Below are 24,982 nucleotides of genomic sequence, written 5' to 3'. Positions count from 1 at the left end.
TGACGCGCTCCTTCGGCCGGGATGACAATGAAGGGCCCCCATCGACCCGCTCAATCGAGCCGATGAAAACTATCAATTCGCCTTATCGGCCGGCACGGTGAAGTCTGGGAGCCGAGGAGCTCCCGCATGACACCCCGCCCGCTCGACGGCCCGCCCGTCGTCCTTTCCCGCGCGCCCGAAACGGCGATGGCGGGCGCTCGCCGATGATCCTGCCCACCTTGCGGCAGCTGCAATATCTGGTCAGCCTGCACGAGCACATGCACTTCAGCCGGGCGGCCGACGCCTGCAACGTCACCCAGTCCACGCTTTCGGCCGGGCTGAAGGAGCTGGAGACCATCCTCGGCGCGCGGCTGGTCGAACGCACCCGGCGGGTGACGATCTTCACGCCGCTGGGCGTGCGGGCGGCGATGCGGGCGCAGGACATGCTGGCCCAGGCCCGCGACCTGGCCGCCCTGGCCGGGGCCCCGGCCACGCCGCTGAGCGGCGCGCTGCGGCTGTCGGTGATCCCGACCATCGCCCCCTTCCTGCTGCCGCGCCTGCTGCCGGCGCTGGAGAAGAGCTGCCCCGAACTGCAGGTCGTGCTGCACGAGGAGATGAGCCACTGGGCCTGCGAGTCCCTCAGCCGGGGCGCGCGCGACTGCCTGGTGCTGGCCCTGCCCTATCCTTGCGACGGCCTCGACCACGTCACCCTGTTCGAGGACGAGATCCTGGTCGCCCTGCACGTCGATGACCCGCTGGCCCGGCGCCCGTCGATCGCCCCCCGCGACCTGCCGGCCGAGCGCCTGCTGCTGCTCGACGACGGCCACTGCCTGCGCGACCACGCCCTGGACGCCTGCGAACGTCGCGATCTCGACCGCGCCCCCGGGCGCGGGGCCGGCGTGCACACCCTGGTCCAGTTGGTCGAGGCGCGGATGGGCGTCAGCCTGATCCCCGCCATCGCCGTCGAGGCCGGAGTCATCGACGGCGCGCCGATCGTCACCCGTCCGCTCGACGCGCCCCGGGCGCACCGCACCATCGCCCTGGCCTGGCGGCGCAACACCCCGCGCGCCGAGGAGTTCGCCCTGCTGGCCCAGCATATCCGCCAGAGCCTGGCCAGCGCCGCACGGCCTGGACGCAAAGCCCTGGCCGGCTGATCGGCCCAGTCGATCAGGGCCCGAGATTCTATTCGTTTCCGTCGGTCAGGCCCCGTCCCTATTCGAAAGGACGCATCGCCAAAGACATCGCCACGACTGGCCGACAGGAGACCCGATGACGTCCCGCCCCTCCACCGCCATCCTCGCCGCCCTGGCCCTGAGCGCCACGAGCGCCGCCGCCTCACAGGCCGCCGACACGCCCCGCCAGACCCCCAGCCAGACTCAGGACAGCGGCGCCCCGGTGGGCGACAACCAGAATTCCAAGACCGCCGGCGAATGGGGCGGGGTGATGCTGGAGGACTTCCACCTCATCGAGAAGCTGGCCCGCTTCGACCGCGAGCGCATCCCCGAGCGCGTCGTCCACGCCCGCGGCACGGGCGCGGAGGGCCAGTTCGTCTCCAACGGCGAGCTCGACAGATACACCAAGGCGGCCCTGTTCAAGGCCGGCGTCACCACCCCGGTGTTCGTGCGCTTCTCGACCGTGATCCACCCGCAGGGCTCGCCCGAATATCTGCGCGACCCGCACGGCTTCGCCACCAAGTTCTATTCGAGCGAAGGCAACTGGGACCTGGTGGGCAACAACCTGCCGGTGTTCTTCATCCGCGACGCCATGAAGTTCCCCGACATGGTGCACTCGCTGAAGCCCTCGCCGGTGACCAACAAGCAGGACCCGACCCGACTGTTCGACTTCTTCAGTCACCAGCCGGAAAGCACCCACATGATCACCCAGCTCTATACGGACCTCGGCACGCCGCAGAGCTACCGGACCATGGACGGCAATGGCGTCCATGCCCTGAAGCTGGTGGATGAAGACGGCAAGGTGGTGTTCGCCAAGTTCCATTGGAAGAGCCAGCAGGGGATCAGGAACTACACCCCCGACGAGGCCCAGAAGGCCGGCTTCAACTACCTGACCGACGACCTCTACGCCACGATCGGCAAGGGCCAACCCGCCAAGTGGGACCTCTACGTCAAGATCCTCAAGCCCGAGGACATCGCCAAGCTGGGCTACAACCCCTTCGACGCGACGAAGGACTGGTACGACATGCCCGAGATCAAGGTCGGGACCATGACCTTGAACCGCATGCCGGAGAACTTCTTCCAGTCGACCGAGATGAGCGCCTTCTCGCCGGGCGTCCTGGTGCCTGGCATCGAGCCCTCGCCCGACCGCCTGCTGCAGGGGCGCCTGTTCAGCTACGCCGACACCCAGCGCCACCGCCTGGGCCCGAACTACCAGCAGCTGGCCGTCAACGCCCCCAAGGTCGCCGTCAGGAACGGCGCCCAGGACGGGGCGATGAACACCGTCCCGCGCGTCGGCGACGTCAACTACCAGCCCTCGCGCCGCACCGATGCGGGCGTCTATGCCGACACGGCCGCCTACAAGCTCAGCCCCTATGAGGTGACGACCACGATCCAGCAGAAGGCGATCGGCAAGCAGGAGCCGTTCGTCCAGGCGGGCCTCTTCTGGAAGCGCCTGCCGGAGGACCAGAAGGCCGCCCTGATCCGCAACCTGTCGGGCGACCTCAACGGCGTCACGGTTCCGGAGATCAAGGAGATCATGGTCAGCCACTTCTACGCGGCCGATCCCGACTACGGGACGCGCCTGGCGGCGGCGACCAAGGTCGACCTGGCCGCCGTAAAGGCCCGGGCCGCCAAGGCGCTGGAAGCCGCCAAGCTGGCCAGCAACTAAGCCTCCTCAGGACCCGGTCGGAAACGGCCGGGTCCGCTCTCCTTTCGGATCCCCCACATGTTCACCGCCATCCTCCTGGCCGCCGCCCTGCAAGGCGCGCCCGCCGCACCTGCGCCCGACCCCAAGGCCGCCTTCTTCGCCGCCGCCCGCGAGGGCCGGGCGGACATCGTGCTCGCCCTGCTCGACGCCGGCGCCCCGCTCAACGCCCGCGACGCGCGCGGCTACACCGCCCTGACGCTCGCCGCCTACAACAGCAAGGTCGACCTCGTCCGCACCCTGATCAAGCGCGGCGCCGACGCCTGCGCCGGCGACACCAGGGGCAACACCGCCCTGATGGGCGCGGCCTTCAAGGGCGACGACGCGGTCGCCCGCCTGCTGCTCGACGAGACCGCCTGCCCGGTCGACCAGGCCAACGCCCAGGGCCAGACCGCCCTGATGCTGGCCAGCCTGTTCGGCCGCGAAACCCAGGTCCGCCTCCTCCTCGCAAAAGGCGCCTCCCCCACCCGCCCCGACGCCACGGGCCAGACCGCCCGCACCCTGGCCGCCGCCCAGGGCGCGAGCGTGATCCAGGGGCTGTTGGGAGGAGCGGACTGAGGGGCTATTCCACCTCCGTCGCCCGCGCCGGCTTCGCCTTGCCCGCCTCCGTCCCCTCGCCCGTGAACGGCTCCAGGCGGAAGCTCACCCGCGTGGGTTCCAGCTTCGTCCGGTACTTCACGTGCGGCTGGCCGACGAAGTTCCAGGTGGTGTCGCCGCCGACGCCCCATTGGGCGGCGTCGATGAGGAGGGTTCCGGCGTCGTGGGGGACGATGTCGGTGGATTTCCAGGTTCCCGGGGCGCGGCGGTAGAGGTCCTGGTAGGGGAAGGCCAGGGCGTTCATCATCAGGGGGGCGCCGGCGGCCTCGACCCGCAGGCCCGCCGCCCCCTGGCCGCCCCCCTTGTCGCCGCCCGACAGTTCCAGCCAGCGCACGCCCGTCTTGTTGCCGGTGTCCTGGGGCCGCATGTAGTCGTGGTTCTGGTCGGCCAGGGCGCCGCGCCACAGGCCGACCGGGGCCGAGGTGAAGCGGTCGACGTAAGACTCGTGCGGGCCGCGCCCCAGCCATTCGACGGTCTTGGGCTGGCTGGGCAGGGTGAACCACAGGCCCACGCGCACCGGCGGCGGCAGGTCATCCTTCAGCGGGGTGAGGTCGCCGGTCACGGCCACCGAGCCGTCGCCGGCCATGACGTAGGTGGTGACGAACCTGGCCGCGCCGGCGCCCAGGGCGTGCTCGACCGTGACCTGGGCCTCTCCGCCGGCCAGCTTGCGGGCGGTGATCGCGCGCACCTGGCGCACGTCGGTCATCAGGCGCCAGGGCTTCTGCTGGGCGACCGTGCCGGTAGCCGTGTCGTTGTCGGTCTCGGCCCGGAAGAAGTTGGGCTGGCCGCCCTGGGCCAGCACCGCGCCGCCCTTGGCGTAGGCCGAGACGAGGCCCGTGGCGCGGTCGATGGTCAACTTGGCGCCGGCTGCCTCCAGCACGACGGCGTCCTTGCCGTCGATCAGGGCCACGGCGCCGGGGCGAGCGACGGCGGCCTTGGGCGTGGCCGAGACGGCGAACTGCTCCCAGCCGACCACGAAGCCGGCCGGGGTCATCGGCACGGCCCCGGCTTTCGCCTTGGCCCGCACGGTGACGAAGTATTCGACGCCCGGCCTGGTCGCGATCGCCGGCAGCGGCAGGGTGAGGGTCTCGACGCCCCGGGCCTTGGTGGCCAGGGCCGGCAGGGCGCCCGAGGCGACCTCGACGCCGTCGCCCTCCAGAACCCACTCGAAGTCGAAGCCCGACAGGTCGCGGAAGTCGTGGCGGTTGGTCACGCTCACCTTGCCGGTCGCCGGATCGAAGCCGCCGAACTGGATCGGCGAGAGCACCTTCCTGACTTCGTAATAGTGCGGGTTGGGCGTGCGGTCCGGCTGGATCATGCCGTCGCCGAACTCGATGTCGCCGCCCGGATTGGGACCGTACTCGCCGCCGTCGCCCCAGTAGCGGCGGCCGTCCTTGGCGTAGCGGTACATCGACTGGTCCACCCAGTCCCAGACGAAGCCGCCCTGCAGCTTGTCGTAGGCGTAGATGGTGTCCCAATAGTCCTTGAAGTTCCCGCCGCCGTTGCCCTGCATGTGGGCGTATTCGCACTGGATCATCGGCTGGGTGCGCGACGGGTCGGTGGCCCAGTCGACCATCTTCTCGATGTCGTCGTACATCGGCGCATAGATGTCGACGTAAGCGTTCGGCTGGTGCTCCCAGTCCAGCGTGCCCCAGCCCAGGTACGAGATCAGGCGGCTGGGATCGCGCTTGCGGGCGGCGGCGGCGGCCTTGGCGAAGTTGGGGCCGATGCCGGCCTCATTGCCCAGCGACCAGAAGATCACCGACGGGTGGTTCTTGTCGCGCTCGACCATGTTCAGCACCCGGTCGCGGTGGGCGGCTTCCCAGGCCGGGTCGAAGCCCAGCTGCAGGCTCTCGCGCAGCTCGGGATGCTTGTTGCCGTAGTCCATGTAGGCGTGGCTCTCGATATTGGCCTCGTCCATCACATAGAGGCCGTACTCGTCGGCCAGGGCGTACCAGCGCTCGTCATTGGGGTAGTGCGAGGTGCGCACCGCGTTGATGTTGGCCTTCTTCATCAACTCGATGTCGCGGCGCATCGAGGCCTCGGAGATGACGTGGAAGGTCTCCGGATCGTGCTCGTGGCGATTGACGCCGCGGATGACGATCGGGCGGCCGTTGACCGCCACCTTGCCGTCCTTGATCTCGACCGTGCGGAAGCCGATCCGCTGGGGCGTGGCCTGGACGACCTCTCCCTTCGCGTCGATCAGCTCGACCAGCAGGGTGTAGAGGTTCGGCGTCTCGGCGGTCCATTGGCGCACGCCGGGGACCGTGGCGTTCAGCGACACGGTGCGGGCGGCGCCCGCGGCGACCTTGGTCTCGGTCTTGAGGACTTCCTTGCCGCCGTCGAGCAGGGTCATCCGCGCGGTGAGCGGGGCCTTGCGGGCGGTCAGCGAGAGCTCGGTGCTCAGCACGCCGTCGCGGTAGGCCTTGTCGAGGCCGGCATGGACGAAGACGTCGCTGGTCCGGGCCTGGGGAACGGCCTTCAGATAGACCGAGCGCTCGATGCCGGAGACCCGCCAGAAGTCCTGGTCCTCGAGGTAGGAGCCGTCGGCCCAGCGGTGCACCTGGATCGCCACGAGGTTGGTCCCCGGCTTGACCCACTTCGTCACGTCGAACTCGGCCGGCAGCTTGGAGTCCTCGTAGTAGCCGACCTCCGCTCCGTTGACCCACACGCGATAGGCCGCCCCGGCCGCGCCGATGTGCAGGATGACGTCCTGGCCGCTCCAGCCGGCCGGAACCTCGAAGGTGCGGCGGTAGGAGCCGACCGGGTTGGTCGCGTGCGGGATCAGCGGGCGGTTGGCGGGGAACGGGTAGGTGATGTTGTTGTAGCGGGCCTGGTCGTAGCCCTGCGCCTGCCACATGGCCGGCACCTTGATGCTCTTCCAGGTCGAGGCGTCGTAGTCCGACTTTTCGAAGCCGTCGGGCACGTCGTCCGAGGACGGGCTGAAGTGGAAGGCCCACTGGCCGTCGAGGCTGAGGTAGCGGGCCGACCTGGTCATGTCGCCGGCCAGGGCGGCGGCTCTGCTTTCGAACGGGAAGTGGCTGGCGCTGGCCGGCATCTTGCCGCGGGCGTTGACCGCCGGGTTCTCCCAGTCGGGGCGGGTGGAATCGATCTGCACCGGATCGACCTTGGGCTGGGCGAGGCCCGCACCCGCCGCCGCCAGAACCGTCATCGCCGCGCCGGCCGCCAGGATCTTCCGCATGCACGCCTCCCTATACCCGCGTCCCGTTGGTCGGACGCTGTCGCCCTAGCATGGTGGATTCATTTGTCAGACAAAAGAGGACCAATGCGATTTGATGGGCGAATTCCGTGCCGGCCGCTCTTCAGCCCGCCTTCCCCGCTCCGCGCACAGCGGCGATAGGGGGTGGCGAGGGGGACGAATCCCAGCACACACTCGGCGCTTCCGCCCGCGCCCGCGAGACCCCCATGCCCGGACCGCGCATCCTGTTCGTCGTCGATGCGGGCCCCAGGGTCGGCGGCGGCCACTTCATGCGCAGCCTGAACCTGGCTCGGGCCCTGGAAACCCAAGGCGCCGCCTGGGCCTTCGCCGGGCCACCCGCGCTGGCCGGACTGATGGCCGCCTTCGCGCCCGGGGCCGAACCGGCCGGGATCTTCGAGACCAGGGACGCCCTGGTCGCCGGCGCCGCCGCCCTGGCGGCCGGCTTCGACGCCGTGATCTTCGACCACTACGGCCTTTCCGCCCCCGACCACCGCGCGATCGCCGGCGAGCGCCCGGCCCTGGCGGTGGACGACCTGGCCGACCGGCCGCTGGCCGCCGGCCTGGTGGTCGACGCCGGGATCTCGCGGCTGACGAGGGACTATCGGGGACTGACCCCGAATGACGCTGAACTGCTGCTGGGGCCAAACTTCGCCGCCCTGTCGCCCGCCTTCGCCGCCCTGCGCGAGACGGCCCTGGCCCGCCGCGCGACCGCCTCCGAGGTCGAACGGGTGCTGGTTTCCCTGGGCCTGACCGACGTGGGCGGGATCACCGCTCGCGTGGTCGCGGCCCTGCTGCCGGTGCTGGGCGAGCGGACGCTGGACGTGGTGGTCGGCGGCCAGGCGCCCAGCCTGCCGGCCCTGCGCGCCCTGGCCGCCGCCGACCCGCGCCTGACCCTCCACATCGACAGCCGCGACATGGCCGCCCTGACGGCCGCCGCCGACCTCGCCATCGGCGCGGCCGGGTCGAGCAGCTGGGAGCGCTGCGTGCTGGGCCTGCCGACCCTGTCGCTGGTGCTGGCCGACAATCAGCGGGAAGCCGCCGCGGCGCTATCGGCCCTGGGCGCGCACCTGGCCCTCGACGCCGCCACGCCGGACGAGGCCCTTGCCGGCGCCTTCGCCACCCTGGCCGCCGACGGCCCCGGCCGCGCGGCGATGTCGGCGGCGGCCGCGGCGGTCTGCGACGGACGCGGCGCGGCGCGGGTGGCCGAGCGGTTCCTGGCGCTCCTGAACCCTTGAGCTTACCCCCGGGCGGCGCTAGCCAAGGACGATGACGGCGCCACGGCGCCCATCCGGGGAGGCTCGAACATGCCCGACGTCAGGCTTCGCCCCGTGGCGGCGCAGGATCACGACCGGCTGCTGGCCTGGCGCAACTCGCCCGCCGTCGCCCCCTACATGTACAGCGACCACGCCATCACTCCGGCCGAGCACGCCGCCTGGTTCGCCCGCATCGGCGAGGATCCCGCGCGCCGCTACTGGATCATCGAGCTGGACGGCCTGCCCGTCGGCCTGGCCAACGTCGTCGACATCGACCAGAGCAACCGCCGCTGCACCTGGGCCTACTACCTCGCCGACCCGGCCGTGCGGGGCCTGGGCGTAGGCAGCTTCGTCGAATACTGGGTCATCGAGCACGTCTTCAACGACCTGGGCCTCGACAAGCTCTGGTGCGAAGTCCTCGAAGACAACGAAGCCGTCTGGCGCCTCCACATGACCTTCGGCTTCCAGCGCGAGGCCCTCTACCGCGCCCACGTGGTCAAGGGCGGCAAGGCCCTGAACGTGGTGGGGCTGGGGTTGCTGCGAGCCGACTGGGAAGCCGGGGAACGGGAGACGGCGCGCGGGAAGTTGGCGGCGAAGGGCTTCGGGGTGGGGTGAAAGGTCGCTTCGCGGGCGCCCAACCGAGCGCTGGAGCACTCTCCAGAGGCTGAACTTGAGAGTTCACGAAAAAGACGCGCGCGAGCATTAACTCTACTTGACGTTTAGCCGGACGTGCCTTGCTATGGTCGATGTCAGAGGACGTCGGGGGGCGTTGGCATGTGGCATTCCCTATTCAAGGGTCCAGGAATTCGTGCATCCGCACGAAGACTGCGCCGCAACGCCGCCGGGGCGGCCGTCATGGTGTTGGGCGCGGCGCACCTTTCGGCCTGCGTCGGACATGGCTCCATAGACTACGACCCGACCGTCCGAGACACGCCGGGCACGATCACGCTGGGCGACGCCAAGGTCTATTCGCGCGAGGCCCTGATCAACGAACGCGCGGCCGACATCGCCTGGATCGACAAGCTGATCGCCAACAGCGAGGACCCGGCCAAGGTCAGCTTCAAACCCGCCCTGATCCGCGAGATGGAGGAGATTTCCGCGTTCTCGGCGGCGCTGGGGCTGCGCTACGATCCCGCGGCGGCGATCAGCTTCAAGCGGCAGAACGAGACGGGCGAAATCCAGCAGCAGATCGACGTGCTGAAGGCGCAGATCCAGCTCGAGCAGCTGCGTCGCGACATCGAGCTCATCCGCGCCAAGCTGCCGGATCAGACCGCGCCGGTGAACGCCGACCTCAACAAGCTGGGCGCGGCGACGACGGCGACCACGTCCACGGCGGTGACGCCGCCGGATCCGTCGCAGGTGATAACGACGCTCAACACATTGATCGCGAGCGCGGCCGGCAGGCTCACGACCGAGGTGAAGCCGATCGGCAAGACCGAAGCGACGAGCAGCCCGCAGGACGATTTCCGCGACAGGCTGGCCTATCGCGACATGCTCAAGGCGGCCAGGAACGCGGCCGCCCTGGATGAGCTGCACGACGCCGGCCACAACCGGCTGGTCCGGCTGAACCTCCAGGCGATGGTCACGCCGGATCCGGCCAACCTGCGGGCCCTGGGCGCGATCCAGGTCAGGATCCGTGACGATGGCGCGGACGGCCCCGCCGACGTTCTCGCCAACTGGCTGCAGAAGACCAATAGTCAAAGCCCCTGGCGGGTCGATGCGGCGACTTTCAAATCCCACCCGGAGCTCGACACGCTCGAGAACAGCGGCGACTTCGCCCAGGCGCAGATCGGCGGGTTCCGGATGCTGGCGCCGGTGCTGCAGACCGAGAATGTCGTGCTCTATCCGCAGCCTCTTCTCACCCGGGCGGAGTGGGACGAGGACGATCTGAAGGACATCCGGTATTTCGGCGAACATACGGCGTCGCTGTCGGTGGACGGGCCGGCGCTGGAGACGGCGCTCATCGGGCTTTGCCGCCCCGGGTCGCCGCCCGCCCTGGCGCTTGACCGCGCCGACGCGCGAACCAAATCCTATGCGCTGGTCCGCTCGGCCAACCTGGCGGCGACCAATCTGGGCGTTCCCGCGCCGAGCCCGAAAGCCCTCGCGAAATACGCGCGGGCCAAGAAATACCAGGACCAGGTGATCGACCTGATCCGCCACCGTGCGGACTGCACGTCCCTGGTCGCCGACTATTCGCCGGCGACGCCGACCTGGCGGGTGCTGCGCAGGCCCGAACTGGGCAGCGCACAGCAAGTGCGCATCTACGAAGTGGGTCCGCGCGAACAGGCCCAGCAGATCTCCACGATGGCCCGCTCGGCCAACAGCCTGGCCCTGGCGGCGTCGATCGCCGCCGCCGACCCGGCTTCAGGCGTGGCCGGCAATCTCGGCGCCGGATTTCAGCGCGACGTGATGAACCGCGCATCGGCGCTCGATCGGGCGCCCGAGGTGGTGGGCTATTCGGTCGGCGGCAAACGCACTTTCGGCTGGGTGATCGGACCGCACGCGACCACCGACGCCCGCGGGCGCGCCGAAGTCCGTCAGGTCGCCAAGTCCTACGATCTCTCGGTGGACCTGTCGGTGCCCTCATGGTGGAGCGTGCTCGATCTCGAGGTCACGACCGTATGGGCGCCGTCTCCCCAGAAGCTCGCCCGCGGCGCGCTGGTCGCGATGGACGGCGAGCCCAAGTCCGAGGCGAAGCCTGAAATCCTGCCCGTTCCGCTCGTGGCGAACCTTTCCGACGACCAGGCCTTCAACCAGCTCCTGTTGCAGGACTCCAGGCGGACGCCAAAGCTGGACGAGGTCGTCGGCGGCCCCGTCAATGGCTGCACGGCGACGACGCTTCTCCTCAACGGTCGTAACCTGTGGCGCGCCGAAAAGGTGCTTCTGCTTGGCCTGTCGCTTGGACGCGAAGCCATCACCATCGCGCCGGACATGGAGGGGATCATCGTCACCGTGCCGCCGGTGGCGGCCATCGCGGGCGAACGCGCCTTCCGCCTGAACGACAACATCCGGGTGCTGACCCCGCTCGGTCAGGTCGCCAAGCCCATCGCCTACGACGCAACCCTGTCGGGCGACGCGTGCAAACCCGCCCCCGCCGCGGCCGCCGCGGATCCCGCCGCCGTGGCGATCGGCAAGGCGGCTCCAACCAGCTTCTCCGTGCCCAGCCTGATCAGGATCGATGTCACCGGGAAAAACCTGAAGAAGGTCGAAAAGGTCACCCTGGACGGGCGGGAAATGACGATCGCCGCGGCGGCGGACGGAACGTCGCTCAGGGTCGAGCTCGCCCGCGATCAGGCCGAGGGCATCGAACCCGGAACGGTTCAACTCGAATTCTTCGCCGACAAGAAGAGCGTCGGCACGCCCCAGTCGATCAGGATCACCCGCAACTAGGAGATAGGGCATGCCCGTGGGGACGGCCGAGAACCTCGGCACGCAGTGGTGGGCGATCAACGCCGATGGGGGCGGACTACTGGCCAGGTTCGATCACCGCCAGTTTCCATTGGTGCGGGACGGCGCCCGGGTGACGTTCACCGACGTCGACGGAGACGGCATCGCCGACAACGTCCAGCCCGTGCACGCCATCACACGCTACCTGTCGCGCGTAGCGGCGGCTGATACGCTGGATGAACCGACCCGCACCCAGCTGTCCGACACCATCATGGACGCGCTTCTGGCCGCCGCGACCGAGACCGGCAAGGATCGCCGGATCCGGCTCCGGCGCCTGCGCACGAACCTGGATCGTTTCCGACCGCCAGGACTGGCCTGAGCGGCCGCCGAGGTCACCCCCTCGGCGGGGCCTCGACCTCGGAATAGGCCAGCACGGCCGGCGGCAGCCGCAGGCCCTGGACCTCGATCGCGGCGACGGCGGCGTTCAGCTCGGCCAGTTCGGCCGGGGTGAAGCGGACCAAGGCGGCGCCGACGTTCTCGAGCATGTGCGCCATCTGGGTGGTTCCCGGGATCGGCACGATCCACGGCCTTTGCGCCAGCAGCCAGGCCAGGGCGATCTGCCCGGGGGCGGCGCCTTTGCGCTCGGCCCAGGTCTTCACCAGGGCGACCAGCGCCAGGTTGTGCGGCAGGCTTTCGGCCGAGAACCGGCCTTCAAGCTTGCGGATGTCGCCGTCGGCGTAGCGGGTGGCCGCATCGATCGCGCCGTTCAGGAAGCCCACGCCCAGCGGGCTCCAGCAGACCAGGCCGATCCCCAGCTCCTCGCAGGTCGGCAGCACCCAGGCCTGCGGCCCGCGCCACAGCATCGAATACTCGTTCTGGACGGCCGTGACCGGCAGCTCGGCATGGGCGCGGCGCAGGGTCTGCTGGCCCATTTCGCACAGGCCCCAGTGCAGCACCTTGCCCTGCGCCATCAGGTCCTTGATCGCGCCGGCGACGTCCTCGATGGGCACGGCCGGATCGACGCGGTGCTGGTAGAGCAGATCGATCCGGTCGGTCCGCAGGCGTTTCAGCATGCCCTCGACCGCCAGCTTGATGTGCTCGGGCCGGCTGTTGAGGCCGGGGCGGCGCTGGCCGGTCTCCAGGTCGACGTTCCAGCCGAACTTGCTGGCGATCACCACCTGGTCGCGGATCGGGGCGACCCCCTCGCCGAGGATCCGCTCGACCTCGTGCGGGCCGTAGGCCTCGGCGGCGTCGAAGAAGGTGACGCCGCGATCGTGGGCCGTCCGGATGATGTTGATCATCTCCGGCCGGTACGGGACCGTGGTCTGGTAGGTGCGGCTCATGTTCTGGACGCCCAGGCCGACGCCGGAGACCTCCAGCGTTCCGAGCCTGCGGCGCTCGAGGCCGGCGGGCCTGGCCGTCCGCGCCTGGGCGGGGGCGGCCATGGCGGCGGGCGCGGCGAGGCCCAGGGCCAGGAGATCGCGGCGACCGACGCCGCGCGGGGTGCGCTGGTTCATGGTCATCGTCTCCGGCGGCTAGCGGTTGGTCTGGGCGAGGACGGCTTCGGGCAGCCGCGCCCCGACGACGGCGATCTTCGCGGCCGCTCCGGCGATCCGGGTCAGGTCGGACGCCGTCAGCTCCACCTCCGCCGCGCCCAGGTTTTCCGTCAGGCGGTGGCGCTTGGTGGTGCCGGGAATGGGGACGATCCAGGGCTTCTGGGCCAGCAGCCAGGCCAGGGCGACCTGGGCCGGGGTCGCCTGCCTGGGCTCGGCGATGGCTTTGAGCAGGTCGACCAGCGCCATGTTGGCGGCGCGGGCGTCGGCGGCGAAGCGGGGCGAGATCGAGCGGAAGTCGGTGGGATCAAGCTGCGTCTGCGCGTCGATCTTGCCGGTCAGGAACCCGGCGCCGAGCGGGCTGAACGGCACGAAGCCGATCCCCAGTTCCTCGCAGGCGGCCAGCACGCCGTTCTCCTCCACGTCGCGCGTCCACAGGGAGTATTCGTTCTGCAGCGCGGTGACGGGCTGGACGGCGTGGGCGCGCCGCAGGGAGTCGAGGCTGGGCTCCGACAGGCCGAAATGCCCGACCTTGCCGGCCGCGATCAGGTCCTTCACCGCGCCGGCGACGTCCTCCATCGGCACGGCCGGGTCGACGCGGTGCTGGTAGAGCAGGTCGATGCGGTCGGTCCGCAGGCGCTGCAGCTGGGCCTCGACCACCGCCTTAATGTGCTCGGGCCGGCTGTTGAGGCCGCCCGTCCGCGCGCCCGTGGTCATGTCGATGTCGAAGCCGAACTTGGTGGCGATCACCACCTGGTCGCGGAACGGAGCCACGGCCACGCCCAGCAGGGCCTCGTTGGCGAACGGCCCGTAGGCCTCGGCGGTGTCGAACAGGGTCACGCCGCCGTCGAAGGCGGCCTGGATGACGGCGACGGCCTCGGCGCGCGGCGTCGCCGGGCCATAGGCGGCGCTGAGGCCCATGCAGCCGTAGCCGAGGGCGGAGACCTCCAGGCCCTGGCCGAGTTTGCGCGTCTGCATGGGGTGTCCTCCTGAACGGGCTTGCGAGCCAGGAAGATAGCGCTGGCCCATTCCGGCGATTAGACGCGATAATCGGCATGTCGTTTTTAGCAGGACTAACAAATGGCCCAGGGCTTCGACGAACTGGCCGCCTTCGCCGCCGTGGCCCGGGAGCGCAGCTTCACGCGAGCGGGGGCCAAGCTGGGCGTCTCGGCCTCGGCGCTGAGCCAGACGATCAAAGGTCTGGAGGCGCGGCTGGGCCTGCGGCTCCTGGCCCGCACCACCCGCAGCGTCGCCCCCACCGAGGCCGGCGAGCGCCTGCTCTCGACCATCGCCCCGCGCCTGGAGGAGATCGAGCAGGCGCTCGCCGCCTTAAGCGAACTACGCGAGCGGCCAGCCGGCACGATCCGCATCACCGCCGGCGAGCACGCCGCGCGCTCGGTCCTCCAGCCCGGTATCGCCAGGCTGCTGCCGCACTATCCGGACATCCGGGTCGAGATCGTGGTCGACTACGGCCTGGTCGACATCGTCGCCGAGGGCTTCGACGCCGGGGTGCGCCTGGGCGAGCAGGTGGCCAAGGACATGATCGCCCTGCGCATCGGCCCGGAGATGCGCATGGCCGTGGTCGGCTCACCGGCCTATTTCGCCACCCGCCCGAAGCCGCTGACGCCCCAGGACCTGACCGACCACAACTGCATCAACGTGCGCCTGCCCACCTATGGCGGCCTTTTCCCGTGGGAGTTCGAGAAGGACGGCCGCGAGCTGAAGGTGCGGGTCGACGGCCAGCTGGTCTGCAACACCCTCGACCAGCGGCTGGACTCGGCGCTGATGGGCCTGGGCCTGGCCTATGTTCCGCAGGACGTCGTCGCGTCCCGGATCGCCGCCGGCGACCTGATCAGCGTGCTGGAGGACTGGTCGCCGCCGTTTCCGGGCTACCACCTCTACTACCCGAGCCGCCGCCACGCCTCGCCGGCGTTTTCCCTGCTGATCGAGGCGTTGCGGTATCGGGAGGGGTGATGACGGAGGGGCGGCCCCTACCCTCGCGGGAAATCCCCGAGCCTCTGCAAATCTTCCCGCCCCGCCACCAGCGCCCGCACGTCGTCCGACGTGAACGCCGGGTTGCCCGCATAGAGCGCCCCGTAGACCTCGCGCACGAAGGCCAGGTCGGAGGGCAGGTCGACCGTCCAGCGCACCGCGCTTTCGTCGACGGCCTGCATCACCCCGTCGAGCACGAACCGCTGCGGATTGCGGTAGAAGAACGGGGTGACGTGTTCGCGTTCGTAGGGGTCGGCGGCCTCGGAGGCGGCGAGGCGAAGATGGCCGGCGCTGGTCAGTTCGGCGTCGAGGCCGATGGGATAGGTGCGCGCCGGGTGGGTGGTGGCCGAATAGTCGGCGCCGACGGCCTGGTGGTGCACCAGCAGGCGCTCGATCAGCGCGGGGTCGGCCAGGGGGCAGTCGGCGGTCAGGCGCAGGACGAGGTCGTCGTCGGCCAAGCCCGCCACGGCGCCGGCGAAGCGGGCCAGGACGTCGTCGAGCGGGCCGCGGAAGGCTTCGACCCCGGCGGCCTCCAGCGTATCGGCCAGGACGTCGTCGCTGGCGTCGTCGGAGGTGGCGACGATCAGGCGGTCGAGCGAGGGGATGCGGCGCAGGCGCTCGATCTGGCGCAGGATCATCGGCGCGCCGACCACGTCGGCCAGCACCTTGCCCGGCAGGCGGGTGGAGCTCATCCGGGCCTGGAGGACGGCCGCGATCATCGGGCCGCCTTTTCGGCGAGGGCCTGCGCCACCTCGTCCATGACGCTGGCCCAGGTCTGGAGGTTCTCGGTCACGAAGGCGCGGGCCTGCGGGTACCAGGGGTAGCGGTCGGTGCCCAGGCGGGTCCAGGCCGCGGCGGCGGTGACGATCCAGATCGGCGCGCCGCAGGCCCCGGCCAGGTTGATGGTGGCGTTGGAGAAGCCGACCGTCAGGTCCAGCGCGCTGGTCAGGGCGGCGATGTCGTCGAGATCTTCCTTCAGGTCGATGCCCGGCGGGGTCCAGAGATCGACGCCGAATTCCTCGCGGGCGATGCGGATCTCCTCGTCGCAATCGCCGTACTGGATGTTGACGAAGCTGACGCCGGGGGTGCGCAGCACCGGCTCCCACAGGCGGAAGGGCGAGAACAGGCGGGCGCGCTCGCCGTCGAGCTTGAGGCTCTTCCACAGCACCCCGACCTTCAGGCCCGGCCGGTCGGCCAGCACGCCCCGCCAGTGGGCGACGCGGTCGGGGTCGGGGGTCAGGAAGCGCTCGCGGTCGGGGAAGCTCTCGGCGCTCGGGCGCAGGGTCTGGAGCAGCGAGGCGATCGGAGTCCAGGCGTCGAAATCGTCCCAGCGCTCGATCTCGGGGGCGGTGCGGTAGACGCGGCCTTCGAGGGCGACGGTGCGGTGGCGGGTGACGTCGGCGTCCGGGAAGCTGCGGGCGAAGAGGGGCACGAGGCGCCGTTCGACCACCAGGGAGAGCTTGCCGTCGGGGCCCAGGGCCTCGCGCACGTCGGGCAGCAGGCCGGCGAACATCACCTCGTCGCCCAGGCCCTGCTCGGCCATGACCAGCAGGCGCTTGCCGGCCAGGGGCTCGCCGGCGGCCAGCTGGCGGCCTTCCAGCACGAAGCGCGGGGCGTCGGGCAGGTCGGGCGAGGTGCGCGCCTCGTAGGCGGCCCAGCCCTCGGCGACGCGGCCCAGGGCCAGCAGGATGGTCGAGCGGGCGAACTGGATGGTGGCGACGTCCTCGCGGGCGACGCTGTGGCGGATGGCCTGGTCGCAGTCGGCCAGCGCGCCCTCGGCGTCGCCCAGGTCGAGCCGGGCGTAGGCGCGGTTGTGATAGGCCTTGGCGAAGGCGGGATCGAGCCGGATGGCCTCGTCGAAGAAGGTCAGGGCCGTGGCGCCGTCGCCCAGGCTGCACATCACCGTGCCCAGGGTGTTCCACAGGATCGGCTGCTCGGGATGGGCGCCGATGGCGGGTTTCAGCACCTCGATCGCCTCGGACTCGGCGTTGAGGTCGCGCAGGGCGCTGGCCAGGTTGTTGAGGCCGGCCACGTCGCCCGGCTGGTGGGCCAGGTGCAGGCGGAAGAGCTTGGCGGCGATATCGGGCATGCCCATGCGATAGGCCAGGCGGCCGACGTCGGCGGCCACCGCGTCCTGGTTGGGCAGCAGCTTCAGGGCCGCCTCGTAGCAGTGCATCGAGGCGGCGAAGTCGCCCAGCTTCTCGCGGGCCACGGCCAGCACGTGCCAGGCCACGCCCAGGCCCTGGTCCTGCGACAGGGCCTTCTGGGCCAGTTGCTCGGCCTTGGCGTAGTCGTGACGGCGCACGGCCAGGATCGCCTGGTCGAGCAGGCGGCTCTGGGCGTGGTCGCGCACGCCTTGGGTGGCCTGCTTCAGCCGGGCCAGGGCCTCCTTGGAGGCGGAGTCGCCGACGGGCGCGGCCTTGAAGCCGACATAAGCGGCGGCGGGCGCGGCCTCCTGGCCGAGGGCCAGGGCGCTGGCCGAGACGGGCTTGGGCGCGGCCTTCGTTGGGGCCGACCGGGCGGGAGCGGGGCGGTTGTGTCGCGAAGCCATGGCTCTCCTGCCGGTTGGTCGGTTGCGCGCACCATCTTGCCAGAGGATTAACGCCGGCTTTAGCGCGTTATGGGGAGGGGGGTGTTGGAGGCCACGCCAACGCCGGAACGGGGACCGCCCTCGGGCGTCCTTTTTCACCGAGCATCCCCGCGAAGGCGGGGATCCAAGCGGGGTCGGCGGATGATCCACGGCCGCGCCCCATCCTGGAAGTCAGCTTGGGTCCCCGCCTTCGCGGGGATACTCGGTTTAGGGGGCAGGCGGCGCGAGTTCGCCCCTACGCCGTAGCCGCCGCCCCCGCCGCCAGCACCCTCGCCTCGTAGACCGTCACCGGCTTGTCCCCGGCCTCGATCCGCACCCTCGCCGTCCCCTCGCCCGCCGGCAGCGGGACGTCGGCCGTGAAGAAGCCGTCGCGGCGGTCGGTCGGGGTCGCGAAGCGGCCGGTCTCGACGCCGTCGGCCAGCACCCTGGCCGACTGGCCGATGTCCTGGCCCCAGTAGACGAGCTGCAGGGTCAGCGGGCCGGGGCGACGCTTGAGGGTCATCTCCAGCCAGCCGCCGGGGGCGATGCGGCGGCCGCTGCGGCCGTTCAGCTGGATGATCTCGCCGGCGCCGGCCTTCACCGCGTGGTCGACCTCGGGCTGCTGCTCGCCCAGATAGACCGCGTCGACGGTGCGGGCGACGGTGTCGATGCGCTGCTTCTCGGCGGCCAGATAGGCCGGTCCCTCGGCCGCCCAGCGGGCCGGGGTGAACACCGGCAGGTAGATCGCCTCGCGTCGGTTGTAGCCGGTGAAGAACGGCGTCAGCTCCACCCGTCCGCCCTGGGCCAGGGGGGCGTCGAAATTGTGCGGGTGGGCCCGCGTGACGCGCAGCAGGGCGGCCGGATCGCCCTGCCCCAGCAGGGCCGGCGCCGGACGGTCGAACGGCCGGTCGGCGGGACCAAGGTCGGCCGACAGCACCAGCGGCCCCGACAGCAGAGCCACGAGGTTGGGATCGTCCGGCGTCGGCTCGGCCCGCACGGTCATCGGCACGGTCAGCCGCAGGCGGTCGCCCGCCTTCCAGCGGCGCGAGACCCGGGCGTAGCCGTCGCCCCGGGTCTGGATGGCGACCGGCTGGCCGTTGAGTTCGAGCGTGGGCTTGATGCTCCAGGCCGGCAGGCGCAGGGCCAGCTCGCGCTCGCCCTTCGGGGCGCGCTCGATGGTCAGGGCGACATGGCCGAAGCTGGGATACTGGGTGTCCAGGTCAATGGCGAAGTCGCCCTCGCCCAGGTCGAGCCTCGAGGCGATGAAGAGGTTCAGCCACAGCGTCTCTCCGCTGCGCCACCAGATGCTGTCGGCGTGCTTGGCGTGGCTTTCCATGCCGCTGCCGACGCAGCACCAGAAGCTGTCCTCGTAGGTGGAGTAGCTGCGGCGGCCGCCGGCGGCCATCGGCATGAAATAGACGAAGCGGCCGTCGGCCGGGTTCTGGTGGGCCAGGATGTGGTTGAGCTGGGTGCGTTCGTAATAGTCGAACAGGGCGCCGTCGGGCTTCCAGCTCCACAGGTGGCGGGTCAGCTTCAGCATGTTGTAGCTGTTGCAGGCCTCGCAGGTGGTCTCGGCCATGTGGCGGGCGATCTGGCGCGGCTTGCCGAAGTGCTCGCGGTCGGAATTGCCGCCGATGACGTAGCTGTGGTCGCGGGTGACGGCCGTGTGGAAGAACCGCGCCGCCGTCGCCTCGGCCGGATCGCCGCCGACCTCGTAGAGACGCGCCAGGCCGATGACCTTGGGGATCTGGGTGTTGGCGTGCAGGCCGGCCAGCTCGTCGCGCTCGGCAGCGATCGGGTCGAGCACGGCCTTGTGGCGCAGGCGGCGGGCGATCTTCAGCCAGCGCGCGTCGCCGGTCAGGGCGTAGGTCTCGGCATAGGCCTCGTTGAGGCCGCCGTGCTCGGTGACCAGGATCTTCTGCACCTGCTCGTCGCTCAGGCCCTCGATGATCGTGGCGAAATAGCCGGCCAGGCCCGTGGCGACGTCGAGGGCGCCCGGCGTGGCGGCCAGGCGATGGGCGTCGAGCAGGCCGGCGTGCACCTTGTGCCAGGTGTAGACCGGCACCCAGCCGTCGTTGAGGCTGAAGCGCGAGGACCGGATGTCGCCCCGGCGCAGTTCCTCGAACACCTGCTTGCCGGCCGCCGCGTCGGACTGGCCCCAGCGGGTGGTCCCGCCGACATAGCCGTCGCCGTGGGCGGCCTGCACGCGGGCCAGCTCGGAGACGGTGTAGGCCAGGCGCTCGCGCAGGGCGGTGTCGCCGGTGTGGGCCACCTGCAGCGAACACGCGGTCAGCCAGTGGCCCAGGGTGTGGCCGGCGATGCTCTGGGCCTCCCAGCCGCCATAGACAGGGGCCTTCGGCGGCAGGCCCGCGCCCTGGTGGAAGTTGTGCAGCAGCCGGTCGGGCGACAGCGAGAGGAGATAGGCGCGGTTCGCGTCGGCGGCGCGCTGGTGATACGAGGCCTTCAGGACGATGTGGCGGGCTGGGACGGGGGTCGCCACGATCCGGGGGCTTTGCTCGACCGGCTTGGCGGCGGCGGTTGCGGCGAAGGCCAGGGCGCTGGTGGCCAGCAGGAAGGCGCGGCGGCTCGGCTTGTGCGGGTCCATGGCGTTCTTCCCTGGGGCATTTGTCTGACTATTGTGGGCAAGAGAGCATGATGGGTGGCGGGGCTCAAGTCGGCGGCCCTCCCTCCTCCCGTAAAATCCCCGCGAAAGCGGGGACCCAGGGGTTTTATCGTCGAGCGCGGCGGGTGGCCGAAAAAGCCTGGCTCCCCGCTTTCGCGGGGATTTTACGGGTTGGGGTGTGATCCCGCTCCACCCGCTTGCCAGACCCGCCATATTGTCTGACAAGAGCAAAAACACGGGAGGATGCGAGTGACCCTGGACATGCACCGGCGCGGCCTGCTGGCCGCCGGACTTATGGCCGGCGCGGCCTCGACCACCGCCTCCGCCGCCGCGACCAAGCCGGCCTCCAAGCCCAAGAAGGCGCCCGCCCTGCTCGCCCCGCGGCCGCCCATGGGCTGGAACAGCTGGAACAGCTTCGCCACCACCATCACCGAAAGCGAGGCGCTGGAGACGGCCCGGATCATGGCGGCCAAGCTGCTGCCGTTCGGCTACGACGTCTTCACGGTCGACATCCAGTGGTACGAGCCCGAGGCGGCCAGCTACGAGTACAACCGCAATCCCCAGCCGGCGATGGACGGCTTCGGCCGGCTGATCCCCGCGCCCAACCGCTTTCCGTCCAGCGCCGGGGGCAAGGGCTTCAAGGCCCTGGCCGACCAGGTCCACGCCCTGGGCCTGAAGTTCGGGGTGCACCTGATGCGCGGCATCCCGCGCGCGGCGGTGAAGGCCAACCTGCCGATCCTGGGGACCAAGGTCCGCGCCGCCGACATCGCCGACACCTCCAGCATCTGCACCTGGAACCCGGACATGTACGGCGTCGACATGAGCAAGCCCGGCGCCCAGGCCTATTACGACAGCGTCTTTCGGCTGCTGGCCGACTGGGGAGTCGACTTCGTCAAGATGGACGACATGAGCCGGCCCTATGACGCCCATGCGCCCGAGATCGAGGCGGCGCACAAGGCGATCGCGGCGACGGGACGGCCGATCGTGCTGTCGCTGTCGCCGGGCGAGACCCCGGTGGCGCGGGCCGGCCACGTGCGCCGCTACGCCCAGATGTGGCGGATCTCGGACGACTTCTGGGACGAGTGGTCCATGCTGGAGGCCCAGTTCACCCGGCTGGAGAACTGGAACGAGCACCGCGTCGTCGGCGGCTGGCCCGACGCCGACATGCTGCCGCTGGGGCGGCTGGCTTTGGGCAAGCGCGACACCAAGTTCACGCCCGACGAGCAGCGCACCCTGATGACCCTGTGGGCCATCGCCCGCTCGCCGCTGATCATGGGCGGCGACCTGCGCCACCTGGACGCGCCGACGCTCAGCCTGCTGACGAACCGCGCCGTGCTGGCGGTCAACCAGGCCAGCACCGGCAACCAGCCGCACTTCATCGCCGACGGCATGCGGATCTGGTCGGCCCGGCCGGAGGGGGTGCAGAACGCCCGCTACCTGGCGCTGTTCAACACCACCGAAAAGCCGAAGGCCGTGGGCCTGCCGCTGCGGGACCTGGGACTTTCGGGGTCCGTGACCGCGCGGGACCTGTGGAGCGGCGAGGACCTGGGCCGCGTGTCGGGTCGGGTGGAGCGGGTGGTGGCCCCGCACGGGGCGGCGTTGCTGCGGTTGGGGTAGCAGGACCCTTCTCCCACGCCCCCAAACTCCGAGCATCCCCGCGAAGGCGGGGATCCAAGCCGAGGCGGCGGGGGATCCACGGCCTCGCCACACCCCGAGAGTCAGCTTGGGTCCCCGCCTTCGCGGGGATACTCGGATCTAAATGGCGAAGGGCCAAGCTCTGCTCCCTCCCCCGAAACGGATGCCCCTGCCGCGCAAACGCGCTATGCACGGACCCATGGAGCGTGGGCGCAGCATCCTCATCGTGGGCGGCGGGACGGCCGGGTGGCTGACGGCCGCCTATCTGGCCAAGAGCCTGCGCATCGCCGAGCAGGATCACCTGCGCATCACGGTGCTGGAGTCGCCCGACATCGGCATCATCGGCGTGGGCGAGGCGACCTTCCCCACCATCCGCACGACCTTGCAGTTCCTGGGGATCGACGAGACGCGGTTCATCCGCGAGACCTCGGCCACCTTCAAGCAGGGCATCCGCTTCATCGACTGGGGGCACGCGCCGCAGGACGGCCAGCGCCACCAGTACTTCCATCCGTTCGAGGCGCCGTTCTCGGCCGACGGGGCGAGCCTGGCGCCCTACTGGCTGCTGCAGGACGAGGCGACGCGGCCGCCGTTCGCCGAGGCCATGACCATCCAGGCGCGGGTGGCCGGCGCCCAGCGCGCGCCCAAGCGGCCGCACGAGGGCAATTTCGCCGGGCCGCTGAACTACGCCTACCACTTCGACGCCGCCAAGCTGGCCCAGGTGCTGGCCGACCGGGCCCGGGAGCTGGGCGTGGAACGGCTGGAGGGGCTGCTGACCGACGTGGCGCTGGACGCCGACGGGGCCATCGACCACATCACCTGCGCCGAGCACGGCCGGCTGGAGGCCGACCTCTATGTCGACTGCACGGGCTTTCGGGCCGAGCTGATCGGCCAGGCCCTGAAGGCGCCGTTCAAGTCGACCCGGCCGGTGCTGTTCACCGACCGCGCCCTGGCCTGCCGGGTTGCGTACGATCGGCCCGACGCGCCGATCCAGAGCTTCACCGTCGCCACCGCGCACGAGGCCGGCTGGATCTGGGACATCGGTCTGGCCGGCGCGCGCGGCGTCGGCTGCGTCTATTCCAGCGACCACATGGACGATGCCCGCGCCGAGGCGATCCTGCGCGCCCACATCGGCGGCGACGTCGAGATCACCCCCAAGGCGATCAGCTTCGAGGCCGGCTATCGCGAGCGGCAGTGGGTGGGCAACTGCGTGGCCGTGGGCCTGTCAGCGGGCTTCCTGGAGCCGCTGGAGTCGACCGGCGTGGTGCTGATCGAGGCGGCGGTGGCGATCATCGCCGAGCTCTTTCCCCATAACGGACCGATCGACGCCCCGGCCCGGCGCTTCAACCAGCTGATGACCGCGCGCTACGACAACATCATCGCCTTCCTGAAGCTGCACTATTGCCTGAGCCGGCGCACCGAGCCGTTCTGGCGCGACAACGCCGACCCCGCCTCGATCCCCGAGCGGCTGGCCGAGCTCTTGGAGCAATGGCGTCACCGCCCGCCCAGCCGCTACGACTTCATCCTCGATCTCGAGACCTTCGCCTTCTTCAACTACCAGTACATTCTCTACGGCATGGGCTTCAAAACCGACCTGTCGCCGGGCCGGGGCGAGTTCCCCGACGTGCAGTCGGCCGCCCGCCAGTTCGCCCGCATCCGCGCCTTCGGCGAACGCGCCACCCACGACCTGCCCAGCCACCGCGACCTGATCTCGCAGATCAACCGCTTCGGCTTCGACCGGCCGCTCGAGCCGGCCTGACCCCCTTCTCCCCTTGCGGGAGAAGGTGTCAGCGAAGCTGACGGATGAGGGGTCGCACCCACGAAAAACGCCGCGACAGCTGATCGGCTGTCGCGGCGTCTTGCTTTTGAGAGACCCCTCACCCGACCCCCTTCGGGGGCCACCCTCTCCCGCAAAGGGAGAGGGAAAATTAGGCCGCGTTCGGCACCCGGGCGTCGACGGCGTCCAGCTCGCCGCTTTCGCGGGCCTTCTTGCCGTAGACGACCTCGAACAGCGGGCTGGCCATCACCGTGGTGACGATCGCCATCAGCACCAGCATCGAGAACAGGGTCGGGCCGATGATGCCCTTCTGCAGGCCGATATTGATGATGATCAGCTCCATCAGGCCGCGCGAGTTCATCAGGGCGCCGATGCCCATGGCCGTGGCGTGGTTCTCGCCGGTGGCGCGGGCGGCGACGTAGCAGGCGCCCCACTTGGCCAGGATCGAGGCGGCCAGGATCCCCAGGGCGATCAGCAGCAGGGTCGGCGAGTTGACCATGTCCATCCGGGTGTTGAGGCCCGAATAGGTGAAGAACATCGGCAGCAGCAGCACGACGGCCAGCGGCTCGACCTTCTTCTTCAGCTCCTCGACCAGCTTGCCGCGCGGCATGACGACGCCGAGGATGAAGCCGCCGAAGATGGCGTGGATGCCGACGGCGTCCATCAGGAAGGCCGAGATGCAGAAGGCCAGGATGACCAGGGCCAGGACGCCCGTGCTCATCTCGCCCTCGCGCTCGACGATGCGGCCCAGCGGGGCCAGGATCTTCGGACCCAGCAGGACGACGAAGGCCACCCAGGCCAGGCCCCCGCCGATGGCCAGCAGGGCAACACCCGGGCCGCCGCCGAAGGTGGCCAGCACCACCGCCAGCACGCACCAGGAGACGGCGTCGTCGAAGGCGCCGGCCGTCAGCGACAAGGTGCCCAGCGAGGTGTTGGCCAGGCCCCGCTCGTTGATGATGCGGGCCAGCATCGGGAAGGCGGTCAGGGCGATGCAGGCGCCCATGAACAGGGTGGCCGGCCCCTGGCCGATGGTCGGGGCGAAGAGGCCCGGCGCCTTCAGCAGGAACGGGGTGATCGCGGCGGCGATCAGGAACGGCGCGGCGATGCCGGCGAACGACACGCTCATCGCGCTCTTGGCCTTGGCCTTGAAGTGGCCGGCCTGGAAGCTGGTGCCGACCATGAACATGTAGAGGCCCACGCCCAGCTGGGCGCCGACGTACAGGACGTTCTTGGTCTCCTTGGGGAACAGGGCCAGCTGGAAGTCGGGGAACAGCAGGCCCAGCAGCGACGGGCCAAGCACCACGCCGGCGATCATCTCGCCGACCACCTGGGGCTGCTTGAGCAGCTTCTGGCCCAGCCAGCCGACGACGCGGCAGGCCAGCACGATGACGGCCAGCTGCAGGAAGAAGTGCACGCTGAAGTCGGTGGGCGTGAAGCTCTTGGCGGCGGCCTTGGTGGCCGGCCCATGGGCGTTGAGCAGGTCCGTCGCCGTGGCGATGGTCTGCGCGAGTAGGTCTGACACC

Annotated in this window: 17 protein-coding genes; 10 read left to right on the top strand and 7 right to left on the bottom strand. The window is 70.4% G+C overall.

All coding sequences use genetic code 11. The features are described from left to right. Positions 1 to 203: 203 nt before the first annotated feature. The 3 genes from AC07NG_RS04785 (at position 204) to AC07NG_RS04775 (ending at position 3,414) form a co-directional block, all read left to right on the top strand. The gene (locus tag AC07NG_RS04785; RefSeq protein ID WP_494592539.1) at positions 204 to 1,133 is read left to right on the top strand and encodes a hydrogen peroxide-inducible genes activator; all 930 of its coding nucleotides are present in this window, start codon (positions 204 to 206) and stop codon (positions 1,131 to 1,133) included. 115 nt (positions 1,134 to 1,248) lie between these two features. Beyond that, positions 1,249 to 2,820 carry a catalase gene (locus AC07NG_RS04780; RefSeq protein WP_494592537.1) on the top strand — a complete coding sequence of 524 codons (1,572 nt, stop codon included), beginning with the start codon at positions 1,249 to 1,251 and terminating at the stop codon, positions 2,818 to 2,820. Positions 2,821 to 2,877: 57 nt separating this feature from the next. Continuing rightward, positions 2,878 to 3,414 (top strand): ankyrin repeat domain-containing protein, encoded by a 537-nt coding sequence (locus tag AC07NG_RS04775; protein WP_494592535.1) that lies wholly within the window; start codon positions 2,878 to 2,880, stop codon positions 3,412 to 3,414. A gap of 4 nt (positions 3,415 to 3,418) precedes the next feature. Here the strand turns inward: AC07NG_RS04775 and AC07NG_RS04770 are convergent, their stop codons facing one another. Beyond that, positions 3,419 to 6,655 carry a glycoside hydrolase family 2 TIM barrel-domain containing protein gene (locus AC07NG_RS04770; RefSeq protein ID WP_494592533.1) on the bottom strand — a complete coding sequence of 1,079 codons (3,237 nt, stop codon included), beginning with the start codon at positions 6,653 to 6,655 and terminating at the stop codon, positions 3,419 to 3,421. Positions 6,656 to 6,879: 224 nt separating this feature from the next. Between AC07NG_RS04770 and pseG the strand changes: the two genes are divergently transcribed. From pseG to AC07NG_RS04750, 4 genes are all read left to right on the top strand, one after another. Then, on the top strand, positions 6,880 to 7,908 hold the full coding sequence (gene pseG, locus AC07NG_RS04765) for a UDP-2,4-diacetamido-2,4,6-trideoxy-beta-L-altropyranose hydrolase (RefSeq protein WP_494592532.1): 1,029 nt from the start codon (positions 6,880 to 6,882) through the stop codon (positions 7,906 to 7,908). Positions 7,909 to 7,977: 69 nt separating this feature from the next. After that, positions 7,978 to 8,541, top strand: a complete 564-nt coding sequence (gene pseH, locus AC07NG_RS04760; RefSeq protein WP_494592530.1) for a UDP-4-amino-4,6-dideoxy-N-acetyl-beta-L-altrosamine N-acetyltransferase — start codon at positions 7,978 to 7,980, stop codon at positions 8,539 to 8,541. A gap of 240 nt (positions 8,542 to 8,781) precedes the next feature. Continuing rightward, positions 8,782 to 11,316 carry a hypothetical protein gene (locus AC07NG_RS04755; RefSeq protein WP_494592528.1) on the top strand — a complete coding sequence of 845 codons (2,535 nt, stop codon included), beginning with the start codon at positions 8,782 to 8,784 and terminating at the stop codon, positions 11,314 to 11,316. 10 nt (positions 11,317 to 11,326) lie between these two features. Continuing rightward, positions 11,327 to 11,692: a hypothetical protein gene (locus tag AC07NG_RS04750; RefSeq protein WP_492853850.1), complete on the top strand. Its 366-nt coding sequence runs from the start codon at positions 11,327 to 11,329 to the stop codon at positions 11,690 to 11,692. A 13-nt stretch (positions 11,693 to 11,705) separates the two neighbouring features. Here AC07NG_RS04750 and AC07NG_RS04745 read toward each other — a convergent pair whose 3' ends face one another. Beyond that, complete coding sequence (locus tag AC07NG_RS04745) at positions 11,706 to 12,830, bottom strand: aldo/keto reductase (RefSeq protein WP_492853851.1); 1,125 nt, start codon at positions 12,828 to 12,830, stop codon at positions 11,706 to 11,708. A gap of 18 nt (positions 12,831 to 12,848) precedes the next feature. Next, positions 12,849 to 13,844, bottom strand: coding sequence for an aldo/keto reductase (locus AC07NG_RS04740; protein ID WP_492853852.1), 996 nt, complete (start codon positions 13,842 to 13,844; stop codon positions 12,849 to 12,851). Between the two features lie 102 nt (positions 13,845 to 13,946). On the opposite strand from AC07NG_RS04740, the gene AC07NG_RS04735 reads away from it, so the two are divergent. Beyond that, complete coding sequence (locus AC07NG_RS04735; protein WP_492853853.1) at positions 13,947 to 14,840, top strand: LysR family transcriptional regulator; 894 nt, start codon at positions 13,947 to 13,949, stop codon at positions 14,838 to 14,840. Positions 14,841 to 14,857: 17 nt separating this feature from the next. On the opposite strand, the gene AC07NG_RS04730 is transcribed toward AC07NG_RS04735, so the two are convergent. From AC07NG_RS04730 to AC07NG_RS04720, 3 genes are all read right to left on the bottom strand, one after another. Then, positions 14,858 to 15,577, bottom strand: coding sequence for a cytidylyltransferase domain-containing protein (locus tag AC07NG_RS04730; RefSeq protein WP_492853854.1), 720 nt, complete (start codon positions 15,575 to 15,577; stop codon positions 14,858 to 14,860). Further along, complete coding sequence (locus AC07NG_RS04725; RefSeq protein WP_494592525.1) at positions 15,574 to 17,409, bottom strand: tetratricopeptide repeat protein; 1,836 nt, start codon at positions 17,407 to 17,409, stop codon at positions 15,574 to 15,576. Before AC07NG_RS04725 ends, AC07NG_RS04730 begins: the two co-directional genes overlap by 4 nt. Positions 17,410 to 17,683: 274 nt before the next feature. Further along, positions 17,684 to 20,032 carry a beta-L-arabinofuranosidase domain-containing protein gene (locus AC07NG_RS04720; RefSeq protein ID WP_494592523.1) on the bottom strand — a complete coding sequence of 783 codons (2,349 nt, stop codon included), beginning with the start codon at positions 20,030 to 20,032 and terminating at the stop codon, positions 17,684 to 17,686. A gap of 261 nt (positions 20,033 to 20,293) precedes the next feature. Between AC07NG_RS04720 and AC07NG_RS04715 the strand changes: the two genes are divergently transcribed. Together AC07NG_RS04715 and AC07NG_RS04710 are read left to right on the top strand one after the other, a co-directional pair. Further along, positions 20,294 to 21,667, top strand: coding sequence for a glycoside hydrolase family 27 protein (locus AC07NG_RS04715; protein WP_494592520.1), 1,374 nt, complete (start codon positions 20,294 to 20,296; stop codon positions 21,665 to 21,667). Between the two features lie 205 nt (positions 21,668 to 21,872). Then, entirely contained in the window at positions 21,873 to 23,441 is a 1,569-nt protein-coding gene (locus tag AC07NG_RS04710) for a tryptophan halogenase family protein (RefSeq protein WP_494592518.1), read from the top strand. A 169-nt stretch (positions 23,442 to 23,610) separates the two neighbouring features. On the opposite strand, the gene AC07NG_RS04705 is transcribed toward AC07NG_RS04710, so the two are convergent. Next, entirely contained in the window at positions 23,611 to 24,981 is a 1,371-nt protein-coding gene (locus tag AC07NG_RS04705; RefSeq protein WP_492853859.1) for a cation:proton antiporter, read from the bottom strand. Between the last annotated feature and the right edge of the window lies 1 nt (position 24,982).

The organism is Caulobacter sp. GW821-FHT10C03 (assembly GCF_059415485.1).
The sequence above is the reverse complement of the archived record's forward strand: the minus strand, read 5'-3'. Positions and strand labels throughout refer to the sequence as shown.